Origin of the sequence: Paraplanobispora takensis (assembly GCF_016863195.1) — a bacterium.
In the GTDB taxonomy this organism is placed as follows: domain Bacteria; phylum Actinomycetota; class Actinomycetes; order Streptosporangiales; family Streptosporangiaceae; genus Planobispora; species Planobispora takensis.
This window is the reverse complement of the sequence record NZ_BOOK01000035.1, coordinates 184,716-200,765: the sequence shown is the minus strand read 5'-3', so window position 1 is coordinate 200,765 and position 16,050 is coordinate 184,716. Positions and strand designations below refer to the sequence as shown.

Genomic DNA, 16,050 nt, shown 5'->3' with positions numbered 1-16,050 from the left:
GGCACCCGAACAGAGAAGAGGCCGGTCCCCCGAGGGGACCGGCCCTTTCTTTCTTCTCCGCTCTTTCCTCTTCCTCCGGGCTCCGCCGTACGGCGCCCGCCACCGGGCCGGGGCGGTCCCGTCAGCCGAGGGGCTTGACCCACCGGGCACAGTCGGACTGGGGGGCGTAACCGGCGGCGCGCCAGGCGTGGTGGGCGAGCTCGTTGTCGTGCAGCACCATCGCGTCGGCCCGGAACGCCCCGAAGGCCGCGAAACGCTCCTCGGCCGCCCGGATCAGCGCGCTCCCGACGCCCTGCCGCCGTCGCGCAGGGTCCACCGCCAGCCGGTAGAGATGGGCCCGCCAGCCGTCCCAGCCCGCGATCAGCGTGCCCGCCATCTCCCCGCCGACCTCGGCCACCAGCACGGCCTCGGGGTCACGCTCGATGAGCGCCGTCACCTTCGCCGGATCGTCATGCCGGTCGGTCCCCTCCGCGGCGACCAGCCAGAAGGCCAGCAGCGCCTCGACGTCCTCGATCCGCCCGTAACGAATGATCACATCCACGACCCGGCAACCTACCAGCCCCCGTCAGAACCGCGTCGGCACGGCCGCCGCGCACACATCCCCCCGCCGCCCCAGCACCTCCGGAACCCGGTCGTTGGCCCGCACCCACTGTGTCGTCTCCGGGGAGAGATATCCGAGGATGCGCAGAATCGTCGTGTGGTCGGCGGTCAGATGCCGCTGATGAATGGGCTCGTAGTGGGCGATCCGGTTGCGGAGCTTACGCAGGTGATAGAGGTCCTGATGAAGAGCGCGCCGGGGGCCTCGGTAATGGGGAAAGGCCTTGTGGAGGGCCGGGCGCCACAGACGCATGTCGTATCTGTTGCCGGTTCCGAGCAGGCTGGTCCAGAAACCGAAGGAGAGCTCGGCTATCACGTGACCGTTCGTGGGGCTTGTGTAGTTCTGGGCCACAGTGGTGCAGGCCTGCAGCACGCTCCGCCGGGCGCCCGCGTCCAGGTCGAGGGCGGGGGCGCCCCACCAGTCCGGGCGATGGAAGAACGTGGTCAGCTCGCGGTTCAGGGCGTTCCGCAGAACGACCTCCAGGCAGTGGAGCGGGCCGTGGAATGCGCTGGAGATCTCTATATTCCACGCGTAGAGGCGAAGGGCGTCCTCGGGCTGCCCGTTGCATGTTCGGAAGAATGGTTGGAGTCGTTCGGTCGATACGGCGTCGCAGACCTTCTGGAAGAGTGTGCCGCTCACCGGTTTCCTTTCCGCGCCGCTCATGGCCTGCTACCATGAGTGATGTGTGCCCCGGGGACGCCTCTGCTTGCAAGCCCCCCGGGGTAAGCCTTTTTCTGGGCACTTTCACGGGGCGCGGACCGTGTGTGCTCGTCTGACTGCAAAATGTTATCCCTCCGAACGTCTGTTCGGAGGGCTTTTCGGTTGCGGGGAGCGGTTCGCCGGGAGGGCGGCCGGATCAGCCGGTGAGCTCGGGCGGCAGGGGCTTGGCGTGCAGGACGGTCAGGGAGGTGACCGCGCGGGTGAGGACGACGTACAGCCGGGCCAGGCCGCGGGGTTCAGCGGAGACGATGTCGGCCGGTTCGACGACGATGACGTGGTCGTACTCCAGGCCCTTGGCCAGGGAGGCGGGGACGACCAGCAGGCGGTGCTCCTCGACGGAGTCGGGGGTCAGCACGCGGTGGTCGAGGTGGGAGATCATCGCGGAGACGGACGTGACGGAGGCGTCGGGGACGATCACGCCGATCGAGCCCTCGGCGGCCAGTGCCCGCTCGGCCGCCTCGGCCAGGGCGGCGGGCAGCTCGGGGGCCGGCCGTACCGACAGTGAGCCCGCGCCGGGACGCAGCGACCGGGGGGCGGCCAGGTCGGGGGCGACGGAGGGCAGCAGGCGGGCGGCGTAGTCGAGGACCTCGCGGGGGACGCGGAAGCCGAGGGTGAGTTCGGTGACCGCGCCGTCGGCGAAGCCCAGGTGGCCCAGGACCTCGGTCCAGGAGCGGGCCGACCAGGGGGTGGTGCCCTGGGCGATGTCGCCCAGCACGGTCGCCGATCCCGTACGGCACCGCCGGCCGAGGGCGCGCAGCTGCATCGCCGACAGGTCCTGGGCCTCGTCCACGACCAGGTGGCCGAAGACCGGGGTGCGCTCGATCATGTCGCCCAGCTCGTCCATCAGCGCGCAGTCGGCGGCCGACCACTTCGCCGAGCGGAAGGACTTGGCCGGCTTGGCCCACAGCAGGGCGGCCTGCTCCTCGGCGGTCAGGTCGTTCTTGGCGGCCGCGGCGAGGAAGCCGGCGTCGCTGAAGAGCCGGTGCAGGACCTGCTGGGGAGCGAGCTTGGGCCAGACCTGGTCCACGAGCCGCCTGACCGGCTTGGACCGGGCGACCGCGTCCTGCACGCGGTCGTCGGGGGACTCGCCGCGCTGTTCCATGCGGACGAGCACCTGGTGGGCCAGGCGCTGGGCCAGGGCCGCGCGGCCGGGGCCGTACCTGGTGGTGCCGCGCAGCGAGGCGACGATCTCGCGGACCTCGTGGTCGGCGACCCTGTAGCGGTTGACGCCCTTGGTGAACAGCACGCCCTCGACCGGCTTGACGATGTGCATCCACAGGGCGCGTTCCAGCACCGGGACCATCTTCACGTCGCCCTTGATCGTGGAGACCGCGGGGTCCTCGGGGGCGGAGTGCTCGCCGAGGATGCCGGCGACCGTGGTCTGGTCGACCTTGATCTCGCCCAGCGCGGGGAGCACCGAGGAGATGTAGGCCAGGAAGGCCCGGTTGGGGCCGACGATCATCACACCGGACCTGGCGAGCCGTTCCCGGTGGGTGAACAGCAGATAGGCGGCCCGGTGCAGGCCGACGGCGGTCTTGCCGGTGCCGGGAGCCCCCTGGACGCACACCGTGCGGGCCAGGTCGGAACGGACGATCTCGTCCTGGTCGGGCTGGATGGTCGCGACGATGTCGCGCATCGGGCCGGAGCGGGGCCGCTCGATCTCCTCGGTCAGGATCTTCGAGTGCCGCAGCTCCTGGCCCCGGTCGAGGTGCTCGTCCTCGAAGGCGGTCAGGTCGCCGCCGTGGTAGCCGAACCGGCGGCGGAGCGAGACGTCCATCGGGTCGGACGGGCTGGCCTGGTAGAACGCCCGGGAGACCGGGGCCCGCCAGTCGATCACCAGGGGGTGGCTGTGGTCGTCGTGGACGTGCCGGCGGCCGACGTAGATGGTCCCGGGCAGCTCGTCGTCGGCCGAGCGGTCCAGGCGGCCGAAGAAGAGCGGGGTCCCGGAGTGGTCGGCGAGGGCGGCCACCCGCTGGTCGAGCAGCGCCTGCAGGATCTGCTGGGAGACCCAGTCGCCGGCGGCGTCGGCGGACAGGGACTGGGCGTGTTCGCGCATCGCGCGCAGGGCGGCCCTGGAGACGGCCAGGTGCTCGCGTTCGGCGGCGAGGACCCCGGCCGCGGAGGGCTCGGGATCGGAGGAGCCGGAGCCGGAGAAGGCGGGATCGGAGGAGCCGGAGCCGGAGGAGCCGGAGCCGGAGGAGGCGGGGTCGGAAGGGGCGGGGTCTATGTCCGGAACCAGTTGATGTGCGGGCACGCTAAAGCGCCTCCCATTCGATAAACGGAGGTGGTCATCAGGCAGCGAATCGACTAGCTTACCGATGCCCTTCAGGGGTCTCAAAAGGATTAGTGCCCGCGTGAGTCCCGCCCCCCATGGGTATTGCGACAGGTGTGCGCATCTCCCTCGTCATACCGACGGTGGCCAATCTTCTGCTCGGCGCGCTGTGGATCCTGTCAGCCTTCGGCGGGTGGGGGGCGAAGGCCTTCTGCGCGGACGCCGCGTGCGCGGAGCGCATGGGGGGTGTCATCACGGTGTCGGGCCTGTTCGCCGCCGTCGCCGCCTGCTGTACGGCGGCCGCCTGGCTGCCCGTGAAGGCCCACCGTGATGAGGGGCGTTTCATGCTGCTGACGGGAGCCGCCGTGATCGCCTGGGCCATCGCCGAGGGCGCATTGTTCATCGGTGGAATGATCGTAAGGTAAGCATTCCGTGACTGTCGGTCATTCTTTGCGGAAGCGTGAAAAAGACAGGCAAATACGGTGAATTGCGCAGATCATAGGGTATGCCGCCACTGGTCATCACGACCCAGCGAGGGGGTGGTTTCCATGTCGAAGACCCGCGGTATCTCGTGGGCCTGAACATCGGGGACGGCGTGCTCGTCCCACGGCCCTAGTCGCCGGCGAGCACGTCGTCCGCGTCGATGATCTGATAGGCGTACCCCTGCTCGGCCAGGAAGCGCTGCCGGTGCGCGGCGAACTCCTGGTCCACGGTGTCCCTGCTCACCACGGAGTAGAACCGGGCCCCGCCCCCGCCCGACTTGGGCCGCAGCACCCGGCCGAGCCGCTGGGCCTCCTCCTGGCGGGAGCCGAAGGTGCCCGACACCTGCACGGCCACCGACGCCTCGGGCAGGTCGATGGAGAAGTTGGCCACCTTCGACACGACCAGGACCTGGATCTCCTTGTCGCGGAAGGCCTGGAACAGCCGCTCGCGCTCCTTGACCTTGGTCTCTCCCTTGATCACCGGCGCGCCCAGGTGCTCGCCCAGCTCGTCGAGCTGGTCGATGTACTGGCCGATGATCAGCACCTGCTCGTCCGGGTGCCGCCTGACCAGCGCCTCGGTGACGCGGGTCTTGGACGGCGTGGTCGCGCAGAACCTGTAGCGCTCCTCGGCCTCGGCCATCGCGTAGGCGAGGCGCTCGTCGTCGGTGAGCGTCACCCGCACCTCGACGCAGTCGGCCGGGGCGATCCAGCCCTGGTTCTCCATCTCCTTCCACGGCGCGTCGTAGCGCTTGGGCCCGATCAGGGAGAACACGTCACCCTCCCGGCCGTCCTCGCGCACCAGCGTCGCGGTCAGCCCGACCCGCCGCCTGGCCTGCAGGTCGGCGGTCATCCGGAAGATCGGCGCGGGCAGCAGGTGCACCTCGTCGTAGATGATCAGACCCCAGTCGCGCGCGTCGAACAGCTCCAGGTGCCTGTAGACGCCCTGCCTGCGGGTGGTCATCACCTGGTAGGTGGCGATGGTGACCGGCCGGATCTCCTTCTTGGTCCCGGTGTACTCGCCGATCTCGTCCTCGGTCAGGGACGTGCGCCTGATCAGTTCCTGCTTCCACTGGTGCGCCGAGACCGTGTTCGTCACCAGGATCAGCGTGGTGGCCTTGGCCTGCGCCATCGCCGCCGCGCCCACGATCGTCTTGCCCGCGCCGCACGGCAGCACGACCACGCCCGAGCCGCCGTGCCAGAAGGCCTCGGCCGCCTCGCGCTGGTAGGTGCGCAGCTCCCAGCCGTCCTCGGCCAGCGCGATCGGGTGGTGCTCGCCGTCGACGTAACCGGCCAGGTCCTCGGCGGGCCAGCCCAGTTTCAGCAGCAGCTGCTTGATGTTGCCGCGCTCGCTGGGGTGGACCGCCACCGCGTCGCCGTCCAGCCGCTCGCCCAGCAGCGGCTGGATCTTCTTCGAGCGCAGCACCTCCTCCAGCACGGCCCGGTCGGTGCTGGTCAGCACCAGGCCGTGGGCGGGGTGCTTCTCCAGCCGGAGCCTGCCGTAGCGCGACATGGTCTCGGCGATGTCCACCAGCAGCGCGTGCGGGACCGGATAGCGGCTGTGGCCGATCAGGGCGTCGATCACCTGCTCGGCGTCGTGCCCCGCGGCCCGCGCGTTCCACAGCGCCAGGGGGGTGATCCGGTAGGTGTGGACGTGCTCGGGTGCGCGCTCCAGCTCCGCGAACGGCGCGATCGCCTTGCGGCACTCGTCGGCCTTGTCATGGTCGACCTCGAGCAGCAGGGTCTTGTCGGACTGCACGATCAACGGGCCGTCGGCCACAGAAACTCTCCCTCATGTACGGCTACCGCATGTGCAACAAGACAGAGCGCGCGCGCAGTCCCGGATCAGGCTAATCGAAGGCGCCGTTGACGCCCGCCACGATGAAGGCGGCGGCGCCCAGGATGAGCAGGCCGACGTTGATGCCGATGCTGATCCAGGTCCACTTGAGCAGGTTCCTCGCCCGCGCGGTCTCATGGTCGACCTTGCCGAGCGCGATCCCGGACAGGATGACTCCGGCGATGCCGCCGAGGCTGCCGTAGCAGCTCACCGCCATGATGACGCTGATGACCAGGGCCACGATCGCGTGGGTCCTGACCCCGTCGACGTTGGGGTGCGGCGCGGACCCGTAGGACCCGCCGTACCCGGCCTGGCCGTAACCCTGTCCGTAGCCGGCCGAGCCGTAACCCTGCCCGCCGTACCCGCCCTGCCCGTAATCCTGACCGTAGCCGCTCTGACCGTAGTCCTGACCGTAGCCGCTCTGGCCGTAGTCCTGCTTGCCGTACCCGCTCTGCCCGTAGTCGCTCTGGCCGTAGCTCTGCCGAGTCTGCTCCTGACCGAAGGGCCGGTCGTAGCCCGGCGACTGACCCGGGCCTGTGGTGTAAGGGCTCTTCCAGTCATCCGGGTTCGTGCTGGGGCCTTCGGGGTTGCCACTGCTCACTGGAAAACTCGTCTCGCCTCTGCTGAACCGTCTCGGTCTCAACAGATATCACGTGTGGGAGGGGTCGGCATCGGGGACGTCAAGACGGGCACGCAAGGCCTTGCGGTCGAGTTTGAGGATGCTGGTGACCGGGATCGACTCGGTGAAGCGGATCTCGCGCGGATAGCGCACCCGGCCCACCCTGAGCCTGGCCCAGTCGATGAGCTCCTGCGCCGTGACCTCGGCGCCCGGGCGGAGCTGGACGAAGGCCACCACCTCCTCGCCGTGGAGCGGGTCGGGACGGCCGACCACGCCGGACATGACCACGTCGGGGTGCTTGTTCAGGGCGTCCTCGACGTCGCGGGGGAAGATGTTGAACCCGCCGCGGATGATCAGATCCTTCTTCCTGTCCACGACGTGCAGGTAGCCGTCGTCGTCCAGGCAGCCGATGTCACCGGTGCGGAGCTCGCCGCCCACCAGCGCCGTCGAGGACGACGAGCGGACGCCCGTCCCCCCGGACGGGCGGGGAGCCGCCTGCGCGGATCCGCCGGAGGTGTCCGGCCAGTATCCGCTCATCAGCGCCTCACCGCGCACGCATATCTCTCCGACGTCGCCGACCTCCAGCTCCTCGCCGTCGCTGTCGCGGATGACGACCGTGTAGCCGGGGAGCGGCAGGCCGACGCTGCCGAGCTTGCGCCGGCCGGGCGGGTTGAAGGTGGTGATCGCGCTGGTCTCGGTCAGGCCGTACCCCTCCAGGATCTGCACGCCGGGCATCCGCCGCTCGAACTCCTCGACCACCTCCCGGCCCAGCGGCGCCGCCCCGCAGGTCAGATAGCGCAGCTCGGGCAGGGAGAACTCCTCCAGCGGCTCGGCCAGCAGCAGCTGGAGCATCGAGGGCACCACCGCGCCGTACTGCACCCGCTGCCCGGCGGCCAGGTCCAGGAAGGCCTTGGCGTCGAACCAGCGCATCAGCACCCACTGCTGCGGCTCGGTGGCGTGCATGCCCGCGATCGTGAGGATCAGGCCGTAGGCGTGCGAGAGCGGCACCGGCACGATCGACCGGTTGATCCCGGGCAGGTGGAAGGTCTCCTGCGCGGCCCTGGCCACGTGCCAGAGCCCGCCGTGGGTGAGCATGACGCCCCTGGCCCTGCCGGTCGTGCCGCCGGTGTACATCAGCGCGGCGAGGTCGTCCGCCTCGCGCGCCACCGCGCCCCGCTCGTCGGCCGCCTCGATCTGGGAGAAGGGCGTCGTGCCCTCGGGGGCGTCGCCCACGACGATCACGGGGACGTCCCCGGCGGCGGCCCGCACCGTCTCCAGCAGCTCGGGGGAGGTCACCAGCGCCGCGGGCGCGCTGTCGGCGAGGATGTGCCGCAGCTCCTCGGCCCCCACCAGGAACACCACCGGCGTGACCACGGCTCCGGCCGCCCAGAGCGCCTGGTAGACGAGCGGAACCTCCGGGCTGGTGACCATCATGACCACCACCCGGTCACCGGGCCGGATCCCGAACGCCCCGAAGCCGCCGGAGCACCGCCGCGCGCGCTCGGCGAGCGCCTGCGCGCGGTGCCAGGTCCCCTCGTAGTACAGAGAGTCGAAATCGCCGAACCGGGTCCACGACTCCTCCGCCAACCGGCCCAGCGTGTGCTCAGCGCTCATGAGGCCAACGTGGTCCGGCGCGGCTGCGCCGTCAAGCCCACGCGCTCTCGGGCGCGGCCGGGCGGTCAGGTCAGGCCTGGACCTCGGCCACCCCGGTGATGCGGTGCAGGGCGAAGCGGTGCACCGCGGCGCGGGTCTCGTCGTAGGCCGTCAGATAGCCGCCCTCCATGCGGGCGGGTTCGAGGATGCGGCTGGTGGCGTTGCCCTGGGAGTCGAGATAGCCGATCCAGACCTGGGTGCCCTGCCGGATGGCCTCGCGCAGGGCGCCGATCGTGGCGGTCGCCGGAGAGCGGGGCACCTGGCCGTCGGGGGCGTCGACCGGCTTGCGGCGGGATCGGTGGGCGGCGTCTCCGGCCCGTACGGCGCGCACGGCCGCCGTGATCACCTCGGCGTCCAGGCCGTTGAAGGCGGCCGGGACGCGCAGCTGGGGCGGTCCCTCGGTCCGGCGGACGTCGAGCTGGGTGACGATCACGTCACCGTCCAGGGACTCGGCGACCGGCGCGTAGCCCATCGCGCGCAGCGAGTCGACGAGGGTCGCCCGCGAGGTCTTGGACGCGATCACCGTGGGGGCCAGGCGGCGCAGCCGCAGCGGGGTCGCCCGCCGGTCGGCCATCACCTCGTCGAGCACCGAGGGGTCGTCGCACCGGACGTAGGCGCTGGCCGAGCCGACCCGCATCCGGCCGTGCCGGCGGGCCACGTCGGTGACCAGGTAACTCAGCGGCTGCGGGACCGGGGTGGTCGAGTGCCGGGTCAGCATGGCCAGCATCTCGTCGGCGCCCTGCCCGGCGTCCAGCGCCCGCCGGATCGACCCCTCGCAGAACCGGTAGACCGTCGCGCCGCCGGTGGACTCCACATCGGCGGCCAGCGCCAGCCAGCGGCCCAGCTCGCCGGTGAGCGGGCCCGGGGCCACGGCGGTCAGGTCGGCCTGCAGGAGCACGTGGTCGAGCGGCTCGGGCAGCAGGGGGGCCAGCAGCTCGGCCGCCGGCGCCGTACGGCTCGCGCCGTCCTGGCCGGGGTCGGCGGGCAGGAGCGCCCGTCCGTGCCCGGACAGGGCGCCCAGACCGGTGACCCCGATCTGCTCGGCCTCCCGCAGCGTGAAATCCACCAGCCGGTCGCGCTGGGCGACCCGGCGGCGCGGCTGCTCCCAGGCCAGGCGCTCGCGGACCGCCTCCGGGGTCGGGGCCAGGGGGGAGGCCGCCTCGCCCGCGGTCGCCAGCATGGTCAGCGCGGCGGCGCGGACCTCGGGCGCGGCCGGGCGCCGCAGGTCGGGGTGGAGGGCGCTGCGCAGCCGGTCGCGCTCGTCCCGCTCGCCGATCATGCCCGGCACGCGGTCCATGGTGAGCCAGGTCGAGGCCAGCGTCACCCAGCGGTCCTCGGTGCTGCGCACCTTCCAGGCGTCGTAGACCGGGGTGGGCATCCAGTCGCCGTCGACCGCGCCGCTGGCCGCCACCAGCCCCGCCGCGTGCGCGACCTCGACGATCAGGCCGGCCGCCCACTCGGGCAGGTCGAGCAGGGCCGCGGCGCGCTTCAGGTCGCGCACCGCCAGGCCGCCGCCGCGGAGCACGCCGGGCGGGTCGGCGCTCCAGCGCTCGCACAGCTCCTCCACCGCGCGGGTGAAGGTGAAGGCCTGGCCGGCGGCGGTGCGGTCGACCAGGGCGCGGTCACGCGCGGTGCCGTCCAGCGGCGGGGGCAGCGGCGACAGGTCGCGGTGGATCCGGCCGCCGCGCAGGAACAGGCCGACCTCGCGGGGCAGGACGACGGACTCCTCACCGGTCGCCGCCAGCAGGGCGCGGGCCAGGAGCTGCTCGATCGGCGAGCGGGCGCCGGCCACGCGCACCTCCCGGCGCGCGTTGGGCACCCGGCCGCCGGCCGGCCCCCAGGCCAGCTCGTCGAGCGCGGAGCGCGCCTGCGGCGAGACCTCCTCGACCAGCCGGGCGAGGGTCTGCCGGTCGGACAGCAACTCGGCGAGCTCCTCCTTGCCACCGGAACCGGGCCCGGAGCCGGAGTCCGGGCCGCCCAGATCCTCGACCAGCTCGGCCAGCCGTTCCGCGTGGTGGTGGCGGAAGACCTCGACCGCGGGCGGTCCCAGACCGGCCGGGGAGTCGAGCACCTCCCGCACCCCGGGGGCCGGGACCAGGGCCCGGTCGGGCCCGTAGACCAGGGCGAGGGTCCGCAACCGGTCGACCGTCTGCCTGAAACGGGCCTCGAACACCGGGTCGGCCGGTCCCTGCAGCGACTTGGAGACCTGGGAGCGCAACGACCGGTAGGCGATCGGCGAGGCCAGGACGGTGAGTGTCTCCAGGACCGCGAAGGTGAAGCGGTCGAGCCGGTCGAGCACCCGGCCGATCGCCGACGGGCTGCTGGCGCGCCCGGCCAGTCCTTCGACGTGGGCGGGGACCGGAGTGATGAGCTCGGGCCGCAGGACGACGAGCTCCCGTAACTGCTCGTCACTGCGGCCGCGCAGCCACTCCGAGAACTCCGTGCTCATTCCGTCAATGGTAAGCCGCACCGCCGACATTGTGCCGTCGGGGCGAATGTCGCCGGGTACGTGGCGGGTGCTGAATGGGGGAAGGGGTCGCGAGGAGGTCGCCGCTGAGGGAGGATGACGAAAGTGATCGAGCGTGCCGACCAGCTCGTCCTGGAGTACGTCAGCAGGGCGGCCGACGCCGCCCACGGCGTGCTGCGCCCGGACCAGCGGATCGACTTCGTCAACCGGTTGCGCGCGCGGATCAACGCCGAGCGCGGCGACTCGGAGAGTCCCGCCGTCACGGCGAAGGTGCTCGCGGTGTTCGGTGACCCGGTGGTGCTGGTGGAGCGCGAGGTCCGGCGCCTGGAGGGGGAGGCCGTCCGGGCGGGCACGGCGCCGGTGACGGGCCGCTCCGCCGCCGGCTCCCCGATCGCCCCCGCCGAACCCGTGGTCCGCCCCGTCACCGGCTCGGCCCCGTCCGTGCCCGGTGCCGTCACCGGTCCCCTCACGTCCGTGCCCGGTGCAGCCACGGGTCCCGCCACGTCCGCGCCGGGTCACGCCGAGCCGGTGGTCCGTCCCGTCCGGGACACCGGCGGTCCGCCGGGACCGGGCGGGTTCACGGACCCGGACGACGCCGCCGAGGCCGTCACCCGGGAGCTGCCCCCGGTGCGGGCCGCACCCGCGGGCACCCGGTCCGCCTCCGCGGGTACGGCGCGCCCGCCGGGCTCCGCCGCCTCGGGCGCGGCGCCGTCCGGACCCCCCGTCCTGCCGGGCGCGCCGCGGTCGCCGCGCGTTCTGCCGGTCGGGTCCGGATATCCGCGTCCCGTCCCCCCGGGAGTGGCCCGGTCGACGGAGGAGGCCAGGAAGACGCTGGCCGGTGAACGCTCCGGCGCCCGTTCCGGCCGGCGCCGCCGCCGAGGGGCGCGCGTCCCCGGCGGCGTCGCCGCGACCCTCGGGGAGCAGGACCTGCCGGGAGGGCGCAAGCCGCCGGCCCGCCGTACCCCGGCGGACGGGGAGAGCCCGTGGGGGCCGCGGCGGCTCGGGGGCGTGAGGGGCGGGTGGGACGCCTCCGGCCTGTCCGCCCACCCCCGCGAGCTGGCCGGGATGACGATGCTCGCCCTGGCCGGGCTGCTCGTCCTGGCCGACCTGCTCCTGGGCCTCTCGTTCGAACCGGTCGTGATCTTCCAGGTCCCGTTCATCGTCTGGGCGGCGGGAGCGATGATCGTGCTGTCCTGTTCCGGCTGGGAGGTCGGGGACAAGGTGCTCGGCGCCGCCGCTCCGGTGCTCGCCTACTCCATCGGCGGAGTGGTGGCGGCGCTCATCCGCACCGGCGGCGAGTTCGGGAAGATGGTGGGCGACTTCTTCACGGTGAGCGGGCCCATGTTCGTGTTCGGCACGGCGGCGGGGGTCTTCTGGCTGATCCGCCGCCTGATCAGACCGCCCGCCCCGTTCACCGGCGGGATCCGCTAGCCCGTCGCCGGACCGGCCTCGCGCTCCGGGCCGTGCGCCGGCCTCGCGCTCCGAGCCGTGCGCCGGCCTCGCGCCGGGCCGGCCTGCCGTCAGCCCACCGTCTGCACCGCGGGATGCGGCAGCAGGCCGAGCGCGAGCCGTACCCACGCCGTCACGAAGCGCTCGCGGTCGGCGCGGCCCGGGGGCTCGCCCACCGTCTCCTGGAACAGGCGGTAGTGGACCACCGCTCCGCCGAGCACGGCGGCGATCGCGGGCCAGTCGGCGTCGGTGCCGGCGTACTCGGGCTGGGCGCGGAACCATGTGATGATCGCGTCGAACATGGGCTGCAGCAGCCCCTCGCGCACGGTCGCCACCAGTTCGGGGAACTGGCTCAGGTCGCGGAAGAACACGCGGGTCAGCTCGCTCTCCTCGCGGACCTTGGCCAGCCCGGCCCTGCACAGGTGCGCCAGCCTGGCCTCGACGTCGAGCGAGGCGTCGGCGGCGTCCAGCTCGGCCAGGGTGTCGACGATCTGCGCCCGGGTGCGGGTGGCGTGCTCGTTCATCGCCGCGGCCAGCACCTCGTACTTGGACTTGAAGTGCCGGTAGAGGCCCCCCGCGCCGGGGGACAGGCCGGAGGCGGCCTCGATCTCGGCCACCGAGGTCGCAGAGTAGCCCCGCTCGGCGAACAGGCGCAGGGCCTCGTCGATGATCCGCTCACGCGTCGATCTGGTCATTTCGCTGCCGACACCTCCATCACGACCCTATCCAGTGCGGAGTCCTGGCCCGGCCCGGCGGGCCGGGCCGTGGCGTCGGCCACGTTCTTCCGCGGTAAGTGGTTCCTTTCTGAAAGGGTTCCACAGCGCCGTCATCGCGTACAGCGTCATCGCCGATGAGCCGGTCGCGGAGTCTGTCACCGGGCCCGTCACCGCGTCTGTCACCGGGCCCGTCACCGCGCCCGTCACCGCGTCCGTCACCGGGTCCGTCACCGGTAAGTGGCGTAATTTCGGATTACCCCCTTATGTGGCCGTTTGGCATGCTCCATATATGGACTCGGTGGGTTTCGACCTCGACATGACCCTTGCGGACACCCGTGCGGGCATCGCCGCCGTCTACGACGAGCTGGCGCTGCGCATCGGAGTGACCATCGACAGCGCCGCGGTGGTGGCCCGGCTGGGGCCTCCCCTGGAGTGGGAGCTGGCCAACTGGCTTCCCCAGGACAGAGTCCCCGAGGCCGCGGTGATCTTCCGCTCCCTCTACCCTTCGCTCGCCGTTCCCGCCACCACCCTCATGCCCGGCGCGCGCGAGGCCGTCGAGGCGGTGCGGGAGGCCGGCGGCCGGGTCATCGTGGTCACCGGCAAGAACTCCCGCGACGCCCTCAGCACGGTGGAATTCCTCGAACTCGAGGTGGACGAGGTCGTCGGATCGGTTTTCGGCGCCGACAAGGGTCCGGCTCTCGCGACTTTCGGCGCGGCGGCCTATGTTGGAGATCACGTCGCCGACATCGAGGCGGCACGAGCGGGAGGCGCCGTCAGCGTGGCGGTGGCGACAGGCCTCTATCCGGTAGGAGAACTGCGTGAGCACGGAGCCGATGTCGTACTGGGCGATCTGACGGAGTTCGCCGGCTGGTTCGACGGGTGGCGAACCCCGGCCGCACTCGTATAGAGCCTCGCAAAACGCTGCAACGGGCGGCCGTTTACACGGTCGCTCTCCGCCTTCCTTGGGCATAACCTACTTCCATCCTTTTCACGACAGTCTGAACGAGGTCACCCCTGTGCCGAGTGGCAAGGTCAAGTGGTACGACGCCGACAAGGGTTTCGGCTTCCTCACCCGCGACGACGGCGGTGAGGTCTTCGTGCATTCATCCGCGCTGCCCGGTGGCGTGGACTCCCTCAAGCCGGGCCAGAAGGTCGAGTTCGGCGTGGCCGAGGGGCGCCGTGGCCAGCAGGCGCTCTCGGTCCGCGTGATCGACCAGCCCCCCACCCTCGCAAAGACCGTCAAGCCGAAGGGCAAGCGCAAGAAGCCCGACGAGATGGTCGTCATCGTGGAGGACTTGATCAAGCTGCTGGACAGCGTCTCGATGTCCTACCAGAAGGGCAAGCACCCGGAGGCCGTGCACGCCAAGAAGATCGCCACCGTGCTCCGGGCGGTGGCCGACGACCTGGACGCCTGACCGTCCCCGATCCGGCCCGCCGACCGCCCCCGCCTCAGCCGTGGGGGTTGGTCAGCGGCTTGGTGCGGTTCTCGGCGGGGGGATCGTCGCGCCGCACCACGGTGGTGGTGGTCCCCTCGGGCCGGTTCCGCCGGGGCGCGGGCTCCTGCTCCTGCCCTTGTCCCTGTCCCTGCTCGCCGGAGGCGGCCCGGGCCGCCGCGACCCTGGCGTCCCTGGCGTGGATGCGCCGGCGGCGCCGTACCAGGAGCCAGCCGAGCGAGCCCGCCAGCACCACGGCCATCAGCGCGAACCCGGCGGGTCCCTCGGCGAACAGCGACAGCAGCAGCCCGACCAGGCCGCCGACCACCCAGGAGATCTGCAGGAACGCCTCGACCACGCCGAAGGTGGACGAGCGCACCTCCTCGCCGATCTCGCGCTGCACGACCGCGTCCAGCGCCAGCTTGCCCAGCCCCTGCGCGAACGCGGCGATCAGGGCGACGACCACCGCCGTCCACAGGTTGAAGACGATCGAGGCCACGATGGTGCTCACCCCCGACAGCGCGAGCGTGATCAGCACGATCACCTGCGGGGAGTGGTTGCGCACCCAGGAGGCCACAGCGGCGCCGGCCAGACCGCCGGCCCCCGCGGCCACGGCCAGCACGGCGATCGTGGCCGGGACCGGGAGGCCCGGCAGATTCTTCTCCTGCACCAGGAAGAGCAGATAGAAGAGCATGAACCCGGAGTAGAGGCGGATCGCGACGTTGGCCAGCATCGACTCGGCGACCACCGGGCCCACGTTGAGCATGGTGCGCCAGCGGATCGGCCGCTCCTCCTCGTCCTCCTCCAGTTCGGGGGAGTCCACGTGGCGCGGGAGCCGTACGGCCAGCACGCCCTGGAGCAGGAACAGCACCATCGCCCCGCGCAGCACCCACTCGGCGCCGAGCCAGGCGCTGACGCCCGCGCCGACGGGGACCGCGACACCCGCCGAGACCAGAGCGAACAGCGCCACCCTGGCGTTGGCGGTGACGAGCGCGATGTCGGCGGGCAGCACGTTCGGCATGATCGCGGCCCGGGAGACGTTGTAGGCCTTGGACAGCACCAGTACGGCCAGCGCGGCGGGGAAGATGGTGAACACGTCGCCCGGCACGATCGCCGCGGCCATCGCGAAGCAGAGCAGACCCCGGCCGAACAGGGTGCCGGCCATGACGAAGCGGCGGCCCGAGCGGAACCGGTCGAGGACCGGGCCGACGAACGGCGCGACCACCACGAACGGGATCATCGTGATCAGCAGATAGAGCGCGACCTGTCCGCGGGCCTCGTTCACCGGCAGCTTGAACAGCGTCCCGGCCAGGGCGGCCGTGACCAGCGCGTCGCCCGCGCTGTGCGCGGCGGTCAGCTCGATCAGCTGGCCCAGCCCGGTGCGGCCGGCCCCCTGGGCGTGGGTCAGCCTCCGGGTGGCCCTGCCGGCCCACTGCGTCGCGCCCGCGGCGCCGCGCCCGGCCCGGACGGTGGCCCGCCCGGTGCTTTTCCCCGCGCGCACCGTCGCGCGCCCGGCCCCGGCGGCGGCGCGCCCGATCCGGCGGGAGGCCTCCCCCGCCGTCTTGCGTGCTTTCTCCCAGCCACCTGCCACGCATCCAGTCTTACCCGAAGGACACATGCGGTGCCCGTTATGACCCTCACTTGCCCGGAGATGGGCGGCAACCGGTGCCGAATCGCTCCGGGCATGGGCGAGAATGGTAGGTGAGCGAGCGCAGCCGGTGGGCCATCAGGCCACAGCAGCTCCGCGGCGCGGCCGGCGATGCGGGCCGTGCGGGGCGCGGTGAGCACGCGGTAAGACACCACACCC

13 protein-coding genes are annotated in these 16,050 nt (G+C 72.1%); 4 read left to right on the top strand and 9 right to left on the bottom strand.

Annotated elements, in window-relative coordinates; genetic code table 11:
• Positions 1 to 121: 121 nt before the first annotated feature.
• The 3 genes from Pta02_RS24280 to Pta02_RS24270 form a co-directional block, all read right to left on the bottom strand.
• Positions 122 to 541 carry a GNAT family N-acetyltransferase gene (locus tag Pta02_RS24280; protein WP_203877219.1) on the bottom strand — a complete coding sequence of 140 codons (420 nt, stop codon included), beginning with the start codon at positions 539 to 541 and terminating at the stop codon, positions 122 to 124.
• A gap of 24 nt (positions 542 to 565) precedes the next feature.
• Entirely contained in the window at positions 566 to 1,261 is a 696-nt protein-coding gene (locus tag Pta02_RS24275; protein ID WP_203877218.1) for an Abi family protein, read from the bottom strand.
• Positions 1,262 to 1,454: 193 nt separating this feature from the next.
• Positions 1,455 to 3,404, bottom strand: coding sequence for a HelD family protein (locus Pta02_RS24270; RefSeq protein ID WP_239131203.1), 1,950 nt, complete (start codon positions 3,402 to 3,404; stop codon positions 1,455 to 1,457).
• A 302-nt stretch (positions 3,405 to 3,706) separates the two neighbouring features.
• Here Pta02_RS24270 and Pta02_RS24265 point away from each other — a divergent pair, with 302 nt between their 5' ends.
• A complete protein-coding gene (locus tag Pta02_RS24265) occupies positions 3,707 to 4,015 on the top strand; it encodes a hypothetical protein (protein ID WP_203877217.1) in 309 nt (102 codons plus the stop codon).
• 187 nt (positions 4,016 to 4,202) lie between these two features.
• On the opposite strand, the gene Pta02_RS24260 is transcribed toward Pta02_RS24265, so the two are convergent.
• The 4 genes from Pta02_RS24260 to Pta02_RS24245 form a co-directional block, all read right to left on the bottom strand.
• Positions 4,203 to 5,849 (bottom strand): DNA repair helicase XPB, encoded by a 1,647-nt coding sequence (locus Pta02_RS24260; RefSeq protein ID WP_203877216.1) that lies wholly within the window; start codon positions 5,847 to 5,849, stop codon positions 4,203 to 4,205.
• A gap of 70 nt (positions 5,850 to 5,919) precedes the next feature.
• On the bottom strand, positions 5,920 to 6,507 hold the full coding sequence (locus Pta02_RS24255; protein ID WP_203877215.1) for an MgtC/SapB family protein: 588 nt from the start codon (positions 6,505 to 6,507) through the stop codon (positions 5,920 to 5,922).
• Positions 6,508 to 6,555: 48 nt separating this feature from the next.
• Entirely contained in the window at positions 6,556 to 8,139 is a 1,584-nt protein-coding gene (locus tag Pta02_RS24250; RefSeq protein ID WP_203877214.1) for a class I adenylate-forming enzyme family protein, read from the bottom strand.
• 70 nt (positions 8,140 to 8,209) lie between these two features.
• The gene (locus Pta02_RS24245; protein WP_203877213.1) at positions 8,210 to 10,627 is read right to left on the bottom strand and encodes a helicase-associated domain-containing protein; all 2,418 of its coding nucleotides are present in this window, start codon (positions 10,625 to 10,627) and stop codon (positions 8,210 to 8,212) included.
• 114 nt (positions 10,628 to 10,741) lie between these two features.
• Between Pta02_RS24245 and Pta02_RS24240 the strand changes: the two genes are divergently transcribed.
• The gene (locus Pta02_RS24240; RefSeq protein WP_203877212.1) at positions 10,742 to 12,076 is read left to right on the top strand and encodes a hypothetical protein; all 1,335 of its coding nucleotides are present in this window, start codon (positions 10,742 to 10,744) and stop codon (positions 12,074 to 12,076) included.
• Positions 12,077 to 12,165: 89 nt separating this feature from the next.
• Here Pta02_RS24240 and Pta02_RS24235 read toward each other — a convergent pair whose 3' ends face one another.
• On the bottom strand, positions 12,166 to 12,789 hold the full coding sequence (locus Pta02_RS24235) for a TetR/AcrR family transcriptional regulator (protein ID WP_203877211.1): 624 nt from the start codon (positions 12,787 to 12,789) through the stop codon (positions 12,166 to 12,168).
• Positions 12,790 to 13,099: 310 nt separating this feature from the next.
• Here Pta02_RS24235 and Pta02_RS24230 point away from each other — a divergent pair, with 310 nt between their 5' ends.
• Both Pta02_RS24230 and Pta02_RS24225 read left to right on the top strand, forming a co-directional pair.
• Entirely contained in the window at positions 13,100 to 13,717 is a 618-nt protein-coding gene (locus Pta02_RS24230) for an HAD family hydrolase (RefSeq protein ID WP_203877210.1), read from the top strand.
• A 109-nt stretch (positions 13,718 to 13,826) separates the two neighbouring features.
• Positions 13,827 to 14,225: a cold-shock protein gene (locus Pta02_RS24225; protein WP_203877209.1), complete on the top strand. Its 399-nt coding sequence runs from the start codon at positions 13,827 to 13,829 to the stop codon at positions 14,223 to 14,225.
• Between the two features lie 34 nt (positions 14,226 to 14,259).
• Here the strand turns inward: Pta02_RS24225 and Pta02_RS24220 are convergent, their stop codons facing one another.
• A complete protein-coding gene (locus Pta02_RS24220) occupies positions 14,260 to 15,834 on the bottom strand; it encodes an MFS transporter (protein WP_239131197.1) in 1,575 nt (524 codons plus the stop codon).
• Between the last annotated feature and the right edge of the window lie 216 nt (positions 15,835 to 16,050).

Bases quoted from the DNA above. Each gene is read 5' to 3' on its own strand.
- Pta02_RS24245 (WP_203877213.1), bottom strand. From the start codon at position 10,627: ATGAGCACGGAGTTCTCGGAGTGGCTGCGCGGCCGCAGTGACGAGCAG.
- Pta02_RS24235 (WP_203877211.1), bottom strand. From the start codon at position 12,789: ATGACCAGATCGACGCGTGAGCGGATCATCGACGAGGCCCTGCGCCTG.
- Pta02_RS24275 (WP_203877218.1), bottom strand. From the start codon at position 1,261: ATGAGCGGCGCGGAAAGGAAACCGGTGAGCGGCACACTCTTCCAGAAG.
- Pta02_RS24250 (WP_203877214.1), bottom strand. From the start codon at position 8,139: ATGAGCGCTGAGCACACGCTGGGCCGGTTGGCGGAGGAGTCGTGGACC.
- Pta02_RS24230 (WP_203877210.1), top strand. From the start codon at position 13,100: ATGGACTCGGTGGGTTTCGACCTCGACATGACCCTTGCGGACACCCGT.
- Pta02_RS24240 (WP_203877212.1), top strand. From the start codon at position 10,742: ATGACGAAAGTGATCGAGCGTGCCGACCAGCTCGTCCTGGAGTACGTC.